Source organism: Lentzea sp. NPDC058436 (assembly GCF_042721515.1).
Classification (GTDB): Bacteria; Actinomycetota; Actinomycetes; order Mycobacteriales; family Pseudonocardiaceae; genus Lentzea.
Window position 1 is genome coordinate 315,200 of the sequence record NZ_JBHXLF010000002.1, and the last position, 14,501, is coordinate 329,700.

15 protein-coding genes and 1 tRNA gene are annotated in these 14,501 nt (G+C 69.3%); 8 read left to right on the forward strand and 8 right to left on the reverse strand.

What is annotated here, in order from left to right:
- Position 1 precedes the first annotated feature (1 nt).
- Together ACFWN2_RS08905 and ACFWN2_RS08910 are read right to left on the reverse strand one after the other, a co-directional pair.
- Positions 2–556, reverse strand: coding sequence for an EF-hand domain-containing protein (locus ACFWN2_RS08905; RefSeq protein ID WP_382425999.1), 555 nt, complete (start codon positions 554–556; stop codon positions 2–4).
- Between the two features lie 70 nt (positions 557–626).
- Positions 627–2,687, reverse strand: coding sequence for a hypothetical protein (locus ACFWN2_RS08910; protein WP_382426001.1), 2,061 nt, complete (start codon positions 2,685–2,687; stop codon positions 627–629).
- Positions 2,688–2,950: 263 nt separating this feature from the next.
- On the opposite strand from ACFWN2_RS08910, the gene ACFWN2_RS08915 reads away from it, so the two are divergent.
- Both ACFWN2_RS08915 and ACFWN2_RS08920 read left to right on the forward strand, forming a co-directional pair.
- Complete coding sequence (locus tag ACFWN2_RS08915; protein WP_382426003.1) at positions 2,951–3,730, forward strand: hypothetical protein; 780 nt, start codon at positions 2,951–2,953, stop codon at positions 3,728–3,730.
- 92 nt (positions 3,731–3,822) lie between these two features.
- Positions 3,823–4,698, forward strand: a complete 876-nt coding sequence (locus ACFWN2_RS08920; RefSeq protein ID WP_382426005.1) for a helix-turn-helix domain-containing protein — start codon at positions 3,823–3,825, stop codon at positions 4,696–4,698.
- Positions 4,699–4,747: 49 nt separating this feature from the next.
- Here ACFWN2_RS08920 and ACFWN2_RS08925 read toward each other — a convergent pair whose 3' ends face one another.
- The 3 genes from ACFWN2_RS08925 to ACFWN2_RS08935 form a co-directional block, all read right to left on the reverse strand.
- Positions 4,748–4,942 carry a PspC domain-containing protein gene (locus ACFWN2_RS08925; protein ID WP_093588499.1) on the reverse strand — a complete coding sequence of 65 codons (195 nt, stop codon included), beginning with the start codon at positions 4,940–4,942 and terminating at the stop codon, positions 4,748–4,750.
- Between the two features lie 120 nt (positions 4,943–5,062).
- On the reverse strand, positions 5,063–5,668 hold the full coding sequence (locus tag ACFWN2_RS08930; protein ID WP_089911415.1) for a TetR/AcrR family transcriptional regulator: 606 nt from the start codon (positions 5,666–5,668) through the stop codon (positions 5,063–5,065).
- Positions 5,669–5,695: 27 nt separating this feature from the next.
- Positions 5,696–7,132 carry a class I adenylate-forming enzyme family protein gene (locus tag ACFWN2_RS08935; protein WP_382426006.1) on the reverse strand — a complete coding sequence of 479 codons (1,437 nt, stop codon included), beginning with the start codon at positions 7,130–7,132 and terminating at the stop codon, positions 5,696–5,698.
- A gap of 94 nt (positions 7,133–7,226) precedes the next feature.
- On the opposite strand from ACFWN2_RS08935, the gene lnt reads away from it, so the two are divergent.
- From lnt to ACFWN2_RS08955, 4 genes are read left to right on the forward strand one after another with little or no spacing between them, the layout of a single operon-like run.
- A complete protein-coding gene (gene lnt, locus ACFWN2_RS08940; protein ID WP_382426007.1) occupies positions 7,227–8,717 on the forward strand; it encodes an apolipoprotein N-acyltransferase in 1,491 nt (496 codons plus the stop codon).
- Entirely contained in the window at positions 8,701–9,468 is a 768-nt protein-coding gene (locus tag ACFWN2_RS08945; protein WP_382426008.1) for a polyprenol monophosphomannose synthase, read from the forward strand. The genes lnt and ACFWN2_RS08945 overlap by 17 nt, the downstream gene beginning before the upstream one ends.
- Before the next feature lie 58 nt (positions 9,469–9,526).
- Positions 9,527–9,811, forward strand: a complete 285-nt coding sequence (locus tag ACFWN2_RS08950; protein ID WP_382426009.1) for a hypothetical protein — start codon at positions 9,527–9,529, stop codon at positions 9,809–9,811.
- 18 nt (positions 9,812–9,829) lie between these two features.
- The gene (locus ACFWN2_RS08955; RefSeq protein WP_382426011.1) at positions 9,830–10,303 is read left to right on the forward strand and encodes a TspO/MBR family protein; all 474 of its coding nucleotides are present in this window, start codon (positions 9,830–9,832) and stop codon (positions 10,301–10,303) included.
- On the opposite strand, the gene ACFWN2_RS08960 is transcribed toward ACFWN2_RS08955, so the two are convergent.
- From ACFWN2_RS08960 to ACFWN2_RS08970, 3 genes are read right to left on the reverse strand one after another with little or no spacing between them, the layout of a single operon-like run.
- Positions 10,296–10,724 (reverse strand): DUF4383 domain-containing protein, encoded by a 429-nt coding sequence (locus tag ACFWN2_RS08960; RefSeq protein WP_382426013.1) that lies wholly within the window; start codon positions 10,722–10,724, stop codon positions 10,296–10,298. The genes ACFWN2_RS08955 and ACFWN2_RS08960 overlap by 8 nt on opposite strands.
- A gap of 9 nt (positions 10,725–10,733) precedes the next feature.
- Positions 10,734–11,015 (reverse strand): hypothetical protein, encoded by a 282-nt coding sequence (locus ACFWN2_RS08965; protein ID WP_382426014.1) that lies wholly within the window; start codon positions 11,013–11,015, stop codon positions 10,734–10,736.
- A gap of 48 nt (positions 11,016–11,063) precedes the next feature.
- Positions 11,064–13,628: an ATP-binding protein gene (locus ACFWN2_RS08970; RefSeq protein WP_382426016.1), complete on the reverse strand. Its 2,565-nt coding sequence runs from the start codon at positions 13,626–13,628 to the stop codon at positions 11,064–11,066.
- A gap of 223 nt (positions 13,629–13,851) precedes the next feature.
- Between ACFWN2_RS08970 and ACFWN2_RS08975 the strand changes: the two genes are divergently transcribed.
- Positions 13,852–13,933: transfer RNA gene (locus ACFWN2_RS08975), tRNA-Tyr, on the forward strand.
- A gap of 75 nt (positions 13,934–14,008) precedes the next feature.
- Positions 14,009–14,500 (forward strand): Gmad2 immunoglobulin-like domain-containing protein, encoded by a 492-nt coding sequence (locus ACFWN2_RS08980; RefSeq protein WP_382426018.1) that lies wholly within the window; start codon positions 14,009–14,011, stop codon positions 14,498–14,500.
- The last annotated feature ends 1 nt before the right edge of the window (position 14,501 follow it).

Here is a 14,501-nt window from a genome sequence, read left to right on the forward strand (position 1 = left end):
GTCAGTCCAACGACCCCAGCAGCCAGTTGCCGGCCTCGGCGGGGTCCTCCGAGAAGTAGAACTCCCGGATCGCCGCCAGCAGGGCCTGTGTGGACAGCAGTCCGTCCTCGTCGGACAGCAGGTCGTGGATGCCGCGAGCGTCGCGTTCCGACAGACCCATCAACGCGCCGGTCCACTTCACGTGCTCCTCGACGGTGAGCTTGCCGTCGTCGTCGCCGTCCGCGACCGCCATCACGGCGTCGAGGAACGGCACGTAGCCCTTGTCGAACGAGTCCGGCGTCTCCAGCAGCCCGTTCGCGAACGCCGTCTTGTACTCGTCGGCGCTGATCCGCCCGTCGTGGTCCTGGTCGGTCACCGACACCAGGTGTTCCCAGAGACCTAAGAGCAGCTCGTGGAACCGGACGGCTTTCGGATCGTCGGCCTCCAGGCCGAAAGCCTTCGTGGTGCGCTCGCCCGCCTGTGTGAAGTCCTCCCGCTCGATGAACCCGTCGCCGTCGGTGTCGTACGTGCGGAAGCGGCGGGCCAGCTTGCGTTCCAGGAAGGCGGTGATTTCCATGAGGCCCCTTTTACCTCATTCGGCTGCGAAGCAACACGCCCGTTTCCGTTGAGTGAGGCGATCTTCACCTTCAGCGGCGGCCGCCTCCGGACAACGCGCTCGCGACGACGACCATGCCGATCATCCCGAGCACCGCCGCCATTCCGCCGGCAGCGGGTTTCGAAACCTGTTCTACCTGCGCGATCTTGCGAGGGGGCTCCGGCTGGCCGGGATTGACCACCGGCGGCTCGGGTTCGGGCGGGACCGGGGCGCTCAGCGACTCGATCCGGACGACCGCGCTCTCGCTGACCGCGCCGGCGGCACCCGCGCCGGACACCGTCAGCCGGGAGTTCACCGGTGCGACGACCTGGCACGTGTAGGTGACGCGTTGGCGGGGCTCCAAGGTCGGGAACGTCCTCAGGCACGCGGCGGGCTCGCCCTCGACCCGGACGTCGGCGACCGGGACGTCCGACGGGTTGCCGACCGTGACGGTGACCGTCACCTCCTCGCCGTCGAACGCCCGGTCCTTCGACCAGGCCGCGGCGATCGTCAGCCGCGGGTAGACCACCTTGACCTGCACGGACGCCGACGCCTCGACCTTGCCGCCGAGCTTGTCGGCCGCGGTGACGGTGGAGGTGAGCGTGCCGCTCTCGTCGCCCGCGGGGACCGTGCAGTCGACGGCCGCCGTGGCTCCGGGGTCGAGTTGGCCCTGCATCGGGTCGCAGGTTCCCCGTGTACGGGCTGCGAGGCCGAAGAGCGGGGTGTCGCCGGTGTTCGTGACGGTCGTCGTGAACTCGACGGCCTGGCCGGGGAGCGCGGTCTTCGGTTCGGCGGCGGTGGTCGCGCTCAACGCCGGGCGCAGCACGTCCACGGTCGTCTGCTTCTGCGTCGCGAGTGGATCGCCCGCAAGGCTGGCTCCCGTCGCCGCGACGGTCGCCGGGTAGTCGTCGTCGGCCGCCGTGGACTCGCATGTGTGTGTTGCGGTCGCGTGTGGAGCGATCGTGCCGATCTGCTTGCCGCACACGGTCACGTTCGCCGCCGGTGCGTCGCCGACGTTGGTGACGGTCGCGGTCTGGGTGACCGTGTCCTTGGCATGCGCGGCGGGGTTCTCGGGGGTGACGGCGAGGGTGAGCTCCGGGAGCGGGAACGACCACGTGACGCTCTGGATGAGGAACGCGTCGTCCGCGCGCTTGAAGCCCAGTTCGGCGCTCTTGGTGCCGGGCTTCAGGACGTTCTCGTCCACGGTCACCGTGCGCGCGTCGACGCTCATGTTGTTGGGGTACGCGGCACCCTGTGCGGACGACACGAACGCGTTGCGCCCGCCGATCGACGTACCGTTGACGAGCATCTGGTCGCCGTCCGTGGCCCAGTCGCCCTCGTAGGCGGTGAAGCCGACCTTCACGACCCCGCCGGTGGGGTGGGTCGGCGCGATCGGCGTGGTGAGCACCGGTTTCTGCGTGGGGAGCCGGACATGCCCGCCGTGCACCGCGATGTGGCGCTTCGCGGGTGCCGCAGCGGTGGCGTTCGCGAACTTCCACACGACCGTGAGCGACCAGCCGCCGAAGCAGTCGAACCCTTGGGGCGCCCAGACGTTCCCGACCGTGACGGTGCCGCTGGTGAGGGCGCGGGTGACGTCGGCTTCGGCGCTGTAGAAGGTGTTGTCGGTGTGGGAGAGGTCGTCCGGGGCGTCGATGGCGAACGTGCCGGGACTGACCGGGGTGCCGTTGAAGGTGACCGGATCCCTTGGTGCGCCAGGCGGGTTGACGGCGTCACGACAGGTGGCGCTGCCCGCCCAGCCGAGCTTGGCGTACGCGACGGTCGCGCCGGCCGGGATCGTCAGTTCGGCGGTGGAGGAGTTGAACGTGGCGGGATCGGCGTCGGCGTCGTTCCACATCATGCGGTGGCCGTTGTTGAGCGCCGAAGGCCCGCTTCCCTTGCGGTTCAAGGCGTCCACACAGGACTGCGGCGGGTATTTGGGGTAGTGCCCTGCCTGCTCGGGCGTCGGGCAGGTCAGGACGGAGTTGCCGACGACCACGACGTCCCCGTACACCGCCTCGTCGAACTGCGTGCGCCACACCTCGGCCGCGGCGACCGGCCCCGGCGTGAACAACGGGAGCAGCACCACGACGGCGATGAGGATCGGTACACGCATGCCACGCCTTCCGGTCGGGTCGGCGCACAGGTTGGCACGCTTCCGCGCGCTTGTCACCGCCCGTTGATCACCGCCTGATCACTCTCCGTCGAGGGTCTTGTGGTTCGGTTCTCCTGTTCGTGTCAAAGGCTTCCGCTTCTGGGATCCGATGTGGACGGGCTGTGCGTCGGGCGCGGGTGCCGTTGCTCTTGTCGAGCGCAGAAGAGTGCCGGGAAGCGTGGTGTTGGTGGTCAAACGGTGCCGGCTGTGGGGAGATGGAGGCCATGTGGACCGCGCTAGTCATCGTCCTCGCCTCGGTGGTCGTGACCGCCGTCGCCTGCCTCCTGTTCGGCGCTTCCCGCGCCCACGACCAGGCCGACGACAAGGACGCGGACTCGCGCGGCTTCCTCGGCGCGGTGATCAGCGGCCTGTTCATCGTCGCACTGGCCTTCTACATGGTGATCGTCTGGGAAGAGGGCGGCGCCGCCGAGGACAACGCCTCCCGCGAGGCAGCAGCCGTCGCCGACGTCTACTGGCAGACCGCCGCCATGCCCCAGCCCCAGCGCGACCACATCCGCTCCCTGCTCACCGAGTACCCGAAACTGGTGGCGGACAAGGAATGGCCGCTCCTGGCCCACGGCGAGTCCGACGCCTCGACCGCCGAGACGCTGAACTCCCTGCACGTCGAGATCGTCTCGCTCCCGGCCACCCCGGACGAGGTGAAGAGCGCGCGCGAACGGTCCGTGCAGGCGTTGCGGGAGATCACCGACCTGCGCCGCGACCGGCTCGACTCGGCCGGTGGGCTGGACAACACCGGCAAGATCATGCTGTTCGGGACGATCGCGGGGGCCATTGCGATGATCGTGTTCCCGTTGATGATCGGGTTCACCTCTCGGAAGCGGCACATCTTCCAGATGAGTCTTACGGCGGCACTGTTGTCGTTCGTGTGCGTGTTGTGCGTGGGGATGACGCAGCCGTTCGACGGGTGGTTCCGGGTGGAGCCGGAGTCGTTCACCAGTTTGACGGAGGAGTTGGCCGGGATACCGGTGGAGGAGAACCGGTGAGGTCGTAGAACCCTTCCAAGCCTGCTTCTTTCCGGTCAATTTGGGCCCGAAATGCTGGAGGGTCGGGGAGTTGCGGCGCTAGCTTCGCCCGCATGCCAAAGAGAGTGTCCACTGTGCTGGGTCGCGAGTTCGGCGACACCCTGCGAGAAGCGATCGCACGAACCGGCATGAGGGAGAGCGAGCTCGCGCGAAGGCTCAAGTGGGAGCACGCCAAACTGTCGGACCTGGTCAACGGCAAGGCCGGGGTCTCCCTCGACGACTTCACCTACCTGCTGGGCATGTGCCAGACCGCGCCGGACGAGTTCAAGTACTTGAAGGATCTCTACCTGGAATCGCGGGAGCGAGGCTGGTTGCAGCTCTACGACTCCCCGGTGCCGCCCCGGCTTCGAGCGCTGACCCGCAACCAGCAGATCGCGAAGACGGTGGTGACCTGGAGTTCGATGTTCCTGCCGGGCCTCGCCCAGATCGAGTCGTACGCTCGCGCTCTCGCCGAGAACTCGCCCTTCGTCGAGGCCAAGGACGTCGGAAAGCTGGTCACCGCTCGCATGGAGCGGCGAGAACTCGTGGCGAACACCAGGCGGTTCGTCTTCTACGTGTACGAACCGGTGTTGTGTTCGCCGGTCGGAGGTCTCGACGTGCTGGGGGAGCAGCTCCACGAGATCCTGCGCCTGATGGTTCGTCCGTACATCAGCGTTCGGATCGTGCCGGCCGGTCGAGCACTCACTGGCGACTTCACCATGCTGTCCTTCGCGAAGTACGAGCCGATGGCCTACGTCGAAGGCCTGAACTCGGCGCTGTTCCTCGACGACAGGTCCTCGATCGCGCTCTACGCGAAGGTGCTGGCAAAGCTGGACGAGGTCGCACTCGGCGAAGACGCTTCGCGGAGGTGGATCGATCGCCTTCTGACGCGCGGCTTCAGCCCGCACGACCCGCCCGTCGAACTCCTCGGGCGTGCCGGCACGTACTGAAACGCGCCGCCCGCCCCGAAGGACGAGCGGCGCGGTTTCCAGCGGCGGATCAATAGCCGCGGTCGGGCATGATCACCCAAAGCACGATGTAGACGACGAACTGCGGTCCGGGCAGAAGGCAGGACAGCAGGAACAGAAGGCGCACGGTGCCCGCCTTCATTCCCCAGCGCTGGGCGAGCCCCGCGCAGACACCCGCGATCATCCGGTTGGTCCTGGGCCTGCTCAAAGCAACTGTCGTGGTCATGTATCCAGGATGCCCACCACGAGCAGTTCCTAGCATCGGGACCAACCCTGAATTGACCCGGATGAGCGGCGTCACGCGAATCCAGGGATCCGAACTGCAACAGGACGGCCCTGGAAAGCGTTAGGCGACGGACGCGGTGGAGAGTTGGTCGACGAAACGCAGGCAGATGGTGCGCATCGTGTCGACCGTCATGGCCTGCGAGCCCGCCAGCACCTGCAGGGCCAAGCCGTCGAGCATGCTGACCAACATGTTCGCGAGCTCCACCGGGTCGCCGGACGCGGTGATGTCGCCGGAGGCCTGGCCGGCGCGGAAGATGCTCGCCACTATGTCGCGCCACTCGCCGTAGAAGCGCTCGTTGAGCTCCTGCAGTTCCGGGTTGCGGATGGCCTCGACCCAGAGCTCCACCCAGACCTTCCACGCCTCGACGGTCTCGGCGCCCTCGGGGAGGTACGACTCGACGACCATGCGCAGGCGGGTCAGTGGGGGCTCGTCCGACTCCAGGATCCAGCGGCGGCGGGTGACCGAGACCTCGAAGCAGTGTTCGAAGGCGGCGTCGGTGAGTTCGCGCTTGGTCTCGAAGTAGTAGTGGACCGTGCCACCCGAGACGCCGGCGTCCTTGGCAACGTCGGACACCCGGAGATGGCGGAAGCCCTCGGCCGCGATCACCTTGCAGGTCGACGCGAGTATCTGCGCCTTGCGTTCCGCTTCCACGCTTGGACGGGGCATCCGTCACCTCCTGGTCTGTGACGAACCTTACCGAAAGAGTGAACGCAGCTTGCGCTTGTCGACCTTTCCGACCTTCGTCAGCGGCAATTGAGGCAGGACCGTGACCCCTCTGGGCTGGTAAAGCTCACCCAGTTCGGCCACAACCGAATCGCGAATCCTGTCGACATCGACATCCGGTCCCTCCGCGACCAGGAACAGGTGCACGACCTCGCCGAGCGCGTCGTCGGGCTTGCCGACCGCCGCCGCCTGGCGGATTCCCGGAAGCGTCACGACGAAGTCGTCCAACAGGCGCGAGTAAACGTTGTCAGAGGTCCTGCCGGTGACGATGACGTCCTTGCTGCGATCGTTCAAATAGAGGTATCCGTCGGAATCCAAATGGCCCATGTCGCCGGTGTTGAACCAGCCATCGGCCGTTTCGCTCAACGGGGGTTCGCCCCTTCGGGTGTGAGTCGACACGCTTTTCGTCGACTCACACCCGGACCAATCTTGATGATCGGCGGAGCCCTTCATCACGAACGGGCCGCGCACCCACACGTTGTCGTCGCGGATCTCGACCTCGGTCAGCGGGTTGGGCTTGCCGACGGTGCGCAGCGTGTCCGGCTTCGCGAGGTCGACGGACGTCGCGGGCATCATCGAGATCGCCATCGCCTCGGTCATGCCGTACGCCTGGTTGACGACCGGGCCCCACCTCTCGATCGCCTGGCGCAGCCGCTTCGGGGCGAGCGGGGAGCCGCCCACGAGGACGGCGCCGAACTGCGGGCCGGGGCACTCGGGGTGGTCGAGGACCTCGTACATCATCGGCGGCACGAACATCGTGACGGTGATCTGCTCGTCGCGGGCGAGGCGCACGAAGGTGTCCGCGTCGAACGTCGAGGGGCCCAGCACCAGCTTCGACCCCGTGACCAGGGCGAGCTGGGTCGCGGCGGCGCCGCTGCCGTGGGTGATGAGCGTGTTGCACAGCAGGTTCGAGGGAGGCGTGTCCGCGAACGCCGCCCAGCGGTTGTCGTGGTGGTGGACCGCGAGCTTCGGCAGGCCGGTGGTGCCGCCGGTGTACATGACGGTGGTGAACGCGTCCGCGGGCGTGCGTTCGACCGGGTCGCCGGGGAGGTCGGCTAGGTGCCAGCCGTCGAGGCGGGTGCTGAAGGCCGGGTCGACGACGACGCCGGAGACCTCGGCGCGTTCGACGAGCGCCCTGAGTTCGCTCGGTCCTGGCTCCGGCGGCACGTAGACCAGCCGGGCGCCGAGCAGGTGGACGGCGACGGTCAGCAGGACCGCCTCGGGGGTGTTGCCGACGTACGCGGCCACGCCGTCGCCGGGGCCGATGCCGCGCCGGACGAGACCGTCGGCGAGCCGGAACAGCAGGTCACGGGCCTGCGCGCGGGTGAGTCTGGTGTCGCCGCCGATCAGTGCCTCGCGTTGGTCGTCCGTGGACAGCCGTTTCAACACAAGATCGACGTAAGTCATACGTCCTGTGTACTCCTGGGCCTCGTACGCTGATCGGGTGGTCGCACCCCCCATCGCGCCGGAATCGCCGGAATTGCCCGCGCGCAGGCGAAAAGTGAGCCGTCCTGTGCTGTTGCGCGTGGCACTCGCCGTGGCCGGCGGCGTGCTGGTCTACCTCAGCTTTCCGCCGCGTCCGCTGTGGTTCCTGGCTCCGCTCGGGTTCGCGTTGCTCGCCTATGTGATCTACGACAGGCGTGCGCGCGCGGGATTCGGGTACGGGCTGTTGTTCGGCCTCGGGTTCATGGTGCCGTTGCTGCGGTGGACCGGTGAGTTCGTCGGGCTGATCGCGTGGCTGCCGCTGGCGCTCGCGTGCGCGTTGATGATCTCGATCGGCACGGCCGCGATGGCGTTCGCCTCACGCGTGCCCGGCTGGCCGCTGTGGGCGGCGTGCCTGTGGGTGGCGGACGAGGCCCTGCGCGGGGTGTTCCCGTTCGGCGGCTTCACCTGGGGCAAGATCGCGTTCGGGCAGCCGGAGGGCTGGTTCCTGCCGCTCGCGTCGCTGGGCGGGGCGCCGCTGGTGACGTTCGCGGTGGTGCTGACGGGGTTCGGGCTGTTCTGGCTGGTCAGGAACTGGAAGCTCGCCGCGCCGCTGGTCGTCGTGCCGCTGGCGGTGGGCCTGGTGCTGCCCGTGGGGGTGGACGCCTCCGCCGGGACCGTCACCGTCGCCGCGATCCAGGGCAACGTGCCGCGCGCCGGCCTCGACTTCAACTCGCAGCGCCGCGCCGTGCTCGACAACCACGTGAAGAGGACCGTCGAACTCGCGGCCGACGTCGCCGCGGGCAAGGTCGAGCAGCCCGACGTCGTCATCTGGCCGGAGAACTCCTCCGACATCGACCCCTTCCGCAACCCCGACGCGGCCGCGCGCATCGACGAGGCCGCGAAGGCGATCAAGGCGCCGATCGCCGTGGGCGCCGTCGTGGTCGACAAGAACGACGGGCTGCCGCGCAACCAGGTGGTGCTGTGGGACCCGGAGAAGGGCGCCACGGACACCTACACGAAGCGCAAGCTGCAGCCGTTCGGCGAGACGATGCCGATGCGGTCGTTCTTCCGGCTGTTCGCGTCCGAGGTGGATCGAGCGGGCGTGTTCCAGCCCGGCACGGACCCCGAGGGTTTCGTCATGGGGCCCGCGAAGGTCGCGATTGACACATGTTACGAAGTGGCGTTCGACTCAGTGGTCCGCGACTCCGTGACGGCCGGCGCGACGATCATCGCGATCCCGACGAACAACGCCACGTTCGGGTACACGGAGATGACCTACCAGCAGCTTTCCATGTCCCGCGTGAGGGCGGTGGAGCACGGGCGGGCGGTGGTCGTGGCCGCCACGTCCGGGGTGAGCGCGATCGTCGAACCCGACGGTTCCGTCACTCAGAAGACTGGGCTTTTCGAGCCTGGTGCCCTGGTCGCGACACTGCCGCTGCGGTCACAGACTACGCTGGCGACTTGGCTAGGAGCCTGGCCCGAGTGGGTGATTGCCGCTGCGGGTCTTGTGGCGTTGGCGCCGGGCTTCATACGACGACGGAAGGACTCGAATGGCGCGGCAGCCTGACCAGGAACTCGGGCAGGTGCTGGTGGTGATCCCGACCTACAACGAGCGGGACAACATCGGAAAGATCGTCAAGAGGCTGCACACGGCACTGCCCGAGGTGCACGTCCTCGTGGTCGACGACGGCAGCCCCGATGGCACCGGCCAGCTCGCCGACGAGATGGCGGCCGCGGACGACCGGGTCCACGTGATGCACCGCACCGAGAAGGCCGGTCTGGGCGCCGCGTACGTCGCGGGCTTCCAGTGGGCGCTCGACCGCAACTACGGCGTCATCTGCGAGATGGACGCCGACGGCTCGCACGCGCCGGAGCAGCTGCACCGCCTGCTCGACGCGCTGCCGAAGGCCGACCTGGTCCTGGGCTCGCGCTGGGTGCCGGGCGGCGAGGTCGTGAACTGGCCCGCGCAGCGCAAGTTCCTGTCGCTGGGCGGCTCGCTGTACTCGCGGCTCGCGCTGGGCGCGAACGTCCGCGACATGACGGGCGGCTTCCGGGCGTTCCGCGCGGACACCCTGCGCAAGCTCAACCTCGCCTCGGTCGCGTCCGCCGGCTACTGCTTCCAGATCGACCTGCTCTGGCGGACGATCGAGCTGGGCTTCCGGGTTCGCGAGGTGCCGATCACGTTCCTCGAACGCGAGTTCGGCGAGTCGAAGATGAGCGGCAACATCGTCCGCGAGGCACTCATCCGGGTGACGAAGTGGGGCCTGCGCCGCCGAGGCAACCAGGTGAAGGCCCTGTTCACCGGCAAGAAGAAGTAAGCGCTGTTGGCGTGTCCGGCGGTTGCGAGGGCGACCGCCGGGCCGCACTGTTGGACGCATGGGCCTCGCCGACCGGATGATCCGCCTGCTCTGGGCGGTCGGCGGTGAGGACGTGGCGTCGCGCATCCTGAACGCGCATTGGCGGCTGCTTCCGACCGACGACCCGCTGGGCCGCGCGTTGCGATCACGCCTGGTGGAGGCGCTGCGGGCCGAGCTGCCCGGTCACGACGCCCAGATCCGCGAGGCCGTGCTGGTCGACGAGCTCACGCTGCTGGGGCCCGGCCGCGAGAGGCCGAGCCGGGCGGCGGTCCTGAAGATCGTGCGTGCTTTGCCGCGCTCCTGAACGGGTATCACCCGTGGCATGACGCTCGTATCCGAACGGCACCCCGTCCGCGCGCTCGGCCTGTTCGCGGGGGCGGTGCTGGTGACCGCCGTGGTCGGGTCGCTGTTCTCCGTGTCGGCGGGCTCGACGTACATGGCGCTGGAGCAGCCGTCGTGGGCGCCGCCCGCCTGGCTGTTCGGTCCGGTGTGGACGACGCTGTACGTGATGATCGCCGTCTCCGGGTGGCTGGCGTGGCGGGCCGGGGCGACACGCGGTGAGCTGGCGTTGTTCGGCGGGCAGCTCGTGCTGAACGCGCTGTGGACGCCGTTGTTCTTCGGTCTCGGCTGGTTCTGGGTGGCGTTCGCCGAGATCGTCGTGCTGTGGCTGGCGATCGTCGCGGTGCTCGTGGCGTTCTGGAGGCGCAGCACGGTCTCCGGGGCGCTCTTGCTGCCCTACCTGGCGTGGGTGAGCTTCGCGGGTGCCCTGAACCTGTCGATCGCGCTGCTCAATTGACGGGGGAGTCGCTGCGGGAACGTTCGACGGCGGTCGCGGCCACTCCAAGGCCGATCATCGCTGCGCCGAGGCCCAGGTGGAGCCAGTTGTCGGCGGTGTTGACCGGCAGGAAGTTCGAGTCGCCGTGCTCGCCGATCGCCGAGCCGTAGACCCACAGGAGCACGTAGAGGCCGCCGCCCGCCACCAGGAACATGCGGGAGAACTGGGTCGTCTTCGCCGCGAGCAGAGCGAACACCCCGAACAGCAGGTGCACGAGGTTGTGCAGGACGGACACGGCGAAGAGGCCGAGCAGGAGAGCGCCTGAGTGGCCGGCGAAGCCCAGCTCGTCGTAGTGCGTGGTGACGCCAGGGACGAACCCGAGCACACCGACGAGCAGGAAGGCCGCACCGACCACTGAGGACGCTGTTTGAACTGGTCGCATGCCAGGCGGCTACCCGGTGACGGCCGGGATGAACTCCCGCAGCACCTCCATCCCGGTCATCGCGGGGGCGCCGGCCGGTTCCGGGCCGAGCACGCGGGCCAGCACCGGGCCCAGGACCTCGCGGAAGAAGCGGTCGGCGTGGTCCTTCGAGTCCCACACGGCGATGACGCGGAACTCGCCGTCCGTCTGGCAGGCGTAGCGGGCGCGCAGGCCGTCGGGAGTGGTCGAGCCCATCACCTCGTCGAGCTGGCCGAGGGAACGGGTGGGCGGGGTCGCGATGGTGAGCCACATGGGGTCCTCCTTCAGTCGTCGCTGCTGAAGGTAGGGAGTTCGCGCAGGTCAGCCATCCGCCGCACTACTCGGTGCGGTACTCATCCACGCCGCGATCTGGCTGCGCGTGCTGAAGCCGAGCTTGGTGAGGATGTGCTGGACGTGATTCTGGGCGGTCCGCTCGGAGATCACCAGCCTCCGTGCGATCTGACGGTTGGTCATGCCCTCGGTGACCAGTGCCGCGACCTCGTGCTCGCGGCTGCTCAGCTCGGTCGTGGTGAACGCGGTCATGCCCAGCGCGCGGATCGTGCGGTCGGCGGCGCGCTGCACGGCGTCGGCGTCCCGGCCGAGAGCGCGCAACGCCGCCGCGAGGTGCCAGCGAGCCTCGGCGGCGAACGCGGGCGCGCCCGCGCGGGAGGCCTCGTCGACGGCGGTGGTGAGGTCGGCGACGGCCTGCTCGTGCTCGCCCAGCGCCAGGTGGCCGCGACCCAGCGCGAGGGTCACCGGTCCCATGTACGCGACGCCGTTGCCGGCCGCGTGCTCGCCGCGGAACTCCGCGAGCCGCGGCAGGACCAGCCTCAGGTCGTCGGTCAGGCCCAGTCCCGACGTCACGAGCACGGCGTCGACCAGGCCGGGCAGCACGAAGAACGCGGGCAGGTCCCACTCGGCGACCGGTCCCGACCGGCGGTAGAAGTCCAGCGCCTCGTCCCGGAAACCCGCGCGCAGCAACAGGAACGCCCGCGTGAGCTTCGCCATCAGCCGGAACCGCGGCGGCGGGTCGTGGAAGTGGCGTGCCAGCGCGAGGCCGTCCTCCGTGACGCCGAGGTGGCAGGAAAGCCCGCACTGCAAGGCGAAGTAGGCGCCGGACGCTGGTTCGCGCTCGATCGCCCGCATGCGGTCGTAGGCCCTGCGGCCCGTCTCCCGCGCTTCGGCGAACCGGCCCTGGGCCTGGGCGAGGCAGGCGGTCACGACTTCGAGGTGCCACAACGGGACCTCGCCCCCGACGCGCTCGCAGGCGAGTCTTAGTGCAGGCAGTTCTTCTTGCGCGGCAGCGAGTTCGCCGCTCTCCACCAGCGCGTGCACGCGCCACAGCGAACCCCACATCGCGCCGCGCGGGCTGTGCGTGCGATGGGCGAGAGCGATCATCTCGGTGGCGAGCCCCAGCCGTTCGGCGCGACCGGCCGGACCGGGACACGCCTCCTGCCTGGCGTGCAACGCTTCGGCGAGCGCCCGGTCGTCGCCGCGCGCGAGGGTGAGGGCCTCGCGGCTGAGCTCGTCGAGCCGGTGCTGTTCGCCGCTGTAGAACGCGAGATGGCTGCGTTGCGCCAGCAGACGGGAGCGGGTCGCCGGGCTGACTTCGTGCCGCAGAGCGTTGTCGCACAACGGGATCGCGACCGCGTTGACGCCCGCGCCGGGTGCGGCTTCGAGCACCAGTGCGGCCTCGGCGATCTGCTCGGGTGTCCCGGCCAGCTCGGCGGCGCGTTGGGCGGCCTGGACGCACGCCGCGAGGTCTCCGGCGAAGTAGGCGGCTCTGCCCAGCGCGACCTGGATCTCGTTGCTGTCTTCGAGTTCCGCGGCGGCGCGGTAGAGGCGCACACCCTCCTCGTAGGCGAGCCGGACCACCGCGTCCTGTGCCGCACGGATCGTCCACTTGAGCGCCTCTTCCTTTGCGCCGCAAGCGTTCCAATGCCGTGCGACATCGGCGTAGCGCGTGCTGTCCGTCATCGCCTCGGCGATCCGGCGGTGCAGGGCGCGGCGTTCGGCGGGGGAGAGCGCGGCCTCGACGGCGTCCCTGGTCAGCGCGTGCACGAACCGGTGCCCGGTCGCGTCGATCAACGTCGTCGCCTCGTCCAGCACGCTGATCGGCAGGTCCGACGCCCTGGCGGCGAGGTCGAGGTCGAAGTCGCGCCCGATCAGCGCCGCGGTCCTGAGAACGTGACGGGCCTCGGGGGAGAGCCGGGCGAGGCGTGCGCTGACGATGTCACGCACGCTGCGCGGAGGCCGGTCCGCGCGCCAGGTGCCGTCGTCGAGCGCGCGGGCGATCTCCGTGACGAACAACGGGTTCCCGCCGGTCAGCTCGGTGACCACGGCCGCGTGCTCCGCTCCGACCAGCTCCGCGACCTCGCCGGCGGACAGCCCGTGCAGGTCGATCCGGTCGGCCGAGCGCATGAGGTCGGCGACCGCCGGGCACGGATCGCGGAAGGTCGCGAACACCAGCACGTTCCTCAGGTGCGTGGCGAGGTGGCCGAGCACGAGCAACGACGCCTCGTCGGCCCAGTGGACGTCCTCGACGACGATCACCAGCCCGTCGCGGTCCAGCGCCGCCGCGACCGCGTCGAACACCCGGAACCGGTCCTGCGGCACCTCGGCGTCGTGCGCCAGCACGTGGTCCGGATCGGCCCCCGCCGCCTTCAACACCTGCCGCCACGGCCAGAACGCGGGCGCCCCGGCGGTCTCGACGCAGTGCCCCCACACGACCTCCCGCCCGACGGCGAGCGCGTGCCCGGCCAGCTCCTGGGCCAGCCGCGTCTTGCCGATGCCGGGCTCACCGCCGCAGAGCACCAGCCGTCCGGTCTCCGCCGCGAGCCACGACCGCGCCGCGGCGAGCTCACGGCCGCGCCCCACGACCTGCACGTCCTGGATGTCGCTCGGGCGCGCGACGACGTTTCCGCGATTAATCGTTCGCCAGCCCGTTCTGGATCAGGCAAGGTGGTCCGCATGCGCCGTTATCGCAGCTATCAGCCCAGCTCAGGCTCTCCGTCGTGACGCCGTAAGGCCTCGTCCGACGTCGAGAGCCGCCCGCCCGTGCGAACGGGTCGGGCGGCTTTTTCGTGCGCTTGAAATGTGTTCGAACAATGGTGGAGACGGGGCTGTGGAGCCCCGCCCGTCTGTAAAACGGGAGCCCTCGCGCAGAGTCGGTTCGACTCCGACCTCCACCACCGTTGCGCCACCGGGGTGAACCCCGGCAACGCACCCCGACCCGCCCACGACTTACCAGCGGAGGAAGGGGAAACATGTCCATCGACGTACAACAGCCCCGCCCGCTCGGCCTGGTCGGCAGCCGCGTGCACATCGCGGGCACGGCGGGCGGCGCGTTCGAGGCCCAGTTCGGCTACCGGATCCACGAGGGGCACGACGAGGTCACCGGTGGGTTCACCGCGGGGGACGGGGTCGGCGGCCACGGCCAGTTCCAGGTGCGGGTCGACGTGTCGGGGGCGTCGTTCGCGCTCGACCGGCTCTTCGTCGAGGTGTTCTGGGTGTCGCCGAAGGACGGTGCCGAGCTCGACAAGGTGATCGTGCCCGTCGTGTACGGGCCGCGGATCGTGCCCGGTTATCGCGTCTACCAGGAGTACGAGGTCAAGGCCGGCGACACGTTGTGGTCCATCGCCACGCAGTTCTACGGCTCCGGCAACCTCTACACGCGGCTGGTGCGGGCCAACCCGCACGTCATCACGGACCCCAACGTGATCAGCCAGGGGACCGTGATCAGGATCCCGCAGCCCTGAT

Coding starts and splice junctions, on each gene's coding strand:
- ACFWN2_RS08905 (WP_382425999.1), bottom strand. CDS start 556: ATGGAAATCACCGCCTTCCTGGAACGCAAGCTGGCCCGCCGCTTCCGC.
- ACFWN2_RS08910 (WP_382426001.1), bottom strand. CDS start 2,687: ATGCGTGTACCGATCCTCATCGCCGTCGTGGTGCTGCTCCCGTTGTTC.
- ACFWN2_RS08915 (WP_382426003.1), top strand. CDS start 2,951: ATGTGGACCGCGCTAGTCATCGTCCTCGCCTCGGTGGTCGTGACCGCC.
- ACFWN2_RS08920 (WP_382426005.1), top strand. CDS start 3,823: ATGCCAAAGAGAGTGTCCACTGTGCTGGGTCGCGAGTTCGGCGACACC.
- ACFWN2_RS08925 (WP_093588499.1), bottom strand. CDS start 4,942: ATGACCACGACAGTTGCTTTGAGCAGGCCCAGGACCAACCGGATGATC.
- ACFWN2_RS08930 (WP_089911415.1), bottom strand. CDS start 5,668: ATGCCCCGTCCAAGCGTGGAAGCGGAACGCAAGGCGCAGATACTCGCG.
- ACFWN2_RS08935 (WP_382426006.1), bottom strand. CDS start 7,132: ATGACTTACGTCGATCTTGTGTTGAAACGGCTGTCCACGGACGACCAA.
- ACFWN2_RS08945 (WP_382426008.1), top strand. CDS start 8,701: ATGGCGCGGCAGCCTGACCAGGAACTCGGGCAGGTGCTGGTGGTGATC.
- ACFWN2_RS08950 (WP_382426009.1), top strand. CDS start 9,527: ATGGGCCTCGCCGACCGGATGATCCGCCTGCTCTGGGCGGTCGGCGGT.
- ACFWN2_RS08955 (WP_382426011.1), top strand. CDS start 9,830: ATGACGCTCGTATCCGAACGGCACCCCGTCCGCGCGCTCGGCCTGTTC.
- ACFWN2_RS08960 (WP_382426013.1), bottom strand. CDS start 10,724: ATGCGACCAGTTCAAACAGCGTCCTCAGTGGTCGGTGCGGCCTTCCTG.
- ACFWN2_RS08965 (WP_382426014.1), bottom strand. CDS start 11,015: ATGTGGCTCACCATCGCGACCCCGCCCACCCGTTCCCTCGGCCAGCTC.
- ACFWN2_RS08980 (WP_382426018.1), top strand. CDS start 14,009: ATGTCCATCGACGTACAACAGCCCCGCCCGCTCGGCCTGGTCGGCAGC.